General features: G+C 76.3%; 3 protein-coding genes. 1 reads left to right on the top strand and 2 read right to left on the bottom strand.

Annotated elements, in window-relative coordinates:
• The coding region (locus ACFW2E_RS22395) for an XdhC family protein (protein WP_384468836.1) at positions 1-919 on the top strand (919 nt) is incomplete at its 5' end.
• Between the two features lie 168 nt (positions 920-1,087).
• Here the strand turns inward: ACFW2E_RS22395 and ACFW2E_RS22390 are convergent.
• Positions 1,088-1,516 (bottom strand): class I SAM-dependent methyltransferase, encoded by a 429-nt coding sequence (locus ACFW2E_RS22390; protein ID WP_384468835.1) that lies wholly within the window; start codon positions 1,514-1,516, stop codon positions 1,088-1,090.
• The coding region (locus tag ACFW2E_RS22385) for a hypothetical protein (protein ID WP_384468834.1) at positions 1,513-1,931 on the bottom strand (419 nt) is incomplete at its 5' end. The genes ACFW2E_RS22385 and ACFW2E_RS22390, both read right to left, overlap by 4 nt.

Below are 1,931 nucleotides of genomic sequence, written 5' to 3'. Positions count from 1 at the left end.
GTACAGCGACGAGGACGCCTTCGCCGTCGGCCTGACCTGTGGCGGCGTCATCGACGTCCTCGTCACGCCGGTACGGGCGGCCGACCCCGCCCGTCCGGTGGTCGTGGCCGCGCTGGCCGCCGCCGCGCGAGGGGAGGCGGCGGCGGTCGCGCGGATCGTGTCGGGCCCGGCGGAGCTGCGGGGCCGGGCCCTGCTGGTCCGCCCCGGCGGCTCGGCCGAGGGCGGCTTCGGCGCCCACCCCGAGCTGGACCGCACCGTCGCGGCCGAGGCCGGCGCCTTCCTGGAGGCGGGCCGCACCGGCACCCTGGAGATCGGCGAGCAGGGCTCCCGCTGCGGTGCCCCGCTCACCGTGCTGGTCGAGTCCTCGGTGCCGCCGCCCCGGATGATCGTCTTCGGGGCCGTCGACTTCGCCTCGGCGCTGGTCCGTATCGGCAAGTTCCTGGGCTACCACGTGACGGTCTGCGACGCCCGTCCGGTGTTCGCCACCCGCACCCGCTTCCCCGAGGCCGACGAGATCGTGGTCGAGTGGCCCCACGAGTACCTGGAACGGACGGCCGTCGACGGCCGCACCGTCCTGTGCGTGCTCACCCACGACGCCAAGTTCGACGTACCACTGCTGAAGCTGGCGCTGCGTCTGCCGGTCGCGTACGTCGGCGCGATGGGATCCCGGCGGACCCATCTGGACCGCAACGAGCGGCTGCGCGAAGTCGGTGTCACCGAGCTCGAGCTGGCCCGGCTGCGCTCCCCGATCGGGCTCGACCTCGGGGCCCGTACGCCCGAGGAGACGGCCCTGTCCATCGCGTCCGAGATCGTCGCGGCCCGCCGTGGCGGCAGTGGTGTCTCGCTCACCGGCGCGCACACCCCGATCCACCACGACGTGGCAGCGGCGCCACCGGCCCGCATCGGATCGGTGGCCTGAACCCCTTCGGCCCACCCCGACGGCGCGCGCAGCACGAAGCGGCGAAGCCGCCCGGTTCGAGGCCGAACCAGCGGCCGTCGTGCCGGCCGTCCGTCATCGTCGCGACATCCCGCCGGGACGGGCCGATGTGGCGGCGCGCCTCGGACGGACGGTGGGTCAGGGGCCTCGTCACCGGCCGTCTGCCGCCGGCGCCGGCAGTGCGCGCACGTGCTCGGAGACGGCGGCCTTGTCGTCCGGGAACGCCAGGACCGGCCGCATCGTCACCAGGTCGGAGCCCGCCCGCGGCAGCGGTGCCGCCGTCCCGGCGGTGTCCGCGAAGTCGAGGGGGTGGACGCAGGGCCGCGGTTCCAGGTCCGTGTACCGGCCGCGGGCCGCCGGGACCGCGGCTTCGGACCAGTCGACGGCGGGGGTCCGGCAGCCGGGCGCGGCGAGCTCCGCCGCGTAGCTGCCCAGCCCGCAAACCACGTCCAACGCCCGTTCTCCCGTGCGTGGTTGGGTCATGGTGGCAAGCAGTCGCGTCTCGTGCGTGTCGGCCCCGCGGAATCCCTGCCCGGCGGCGGACCACTCCTGCCGGTGGTGCGGTTCGGCCACCGTCACGCGTGCCTCAGGAGCCCGTTCAACGCTCGTCCGAACACCGCCCGGGCCGTGCGCGCCAGGACCGGATCGAAGACCCTCGGGAGCCCGCGGACCCGCAGTTCCTCCCGCCACAGCACGCGGGTACGGCCGCCGGGTCCGGGGCGCACCTCCAGCTCGGCCCAGCCGAGGACCACCCGCCCGCGCTTGACCAGGCGGCACAGGCCCGGCTCACCGTCCCGAGGCGGGCGCCAGACGGTGACCTCCATCGGGTCGTCGAAGGAGAGCGGCCCGATGCCCGAGCGCGCCACGAAACGCGTGCCCTCCCGGGTGGGCGGACCGGTGACCACGGTGACCCTGGTGAGCGGGACCGCCCCGGCGGGGCGGGGGGCCGGCCCGGCCGGCCGCGCCGGCCCCGCGTGGGCGCGCGGGGCCGGCG

Source organism: Streptomyces sp. NPDC058964 (assembly GCF_042741275.1).
In the GTDB taxonomy this organism is placed as follows: domain Bacteria; phylum Actinomycetota; class Actinomycetes; order Streptomycetales; family Streptomycetaceae; genus Streptomyces.
Note: the sequence above shows the minus strand (reverse complement) of the source record. Positions and strands in the feature narration are given on the sequence as shown.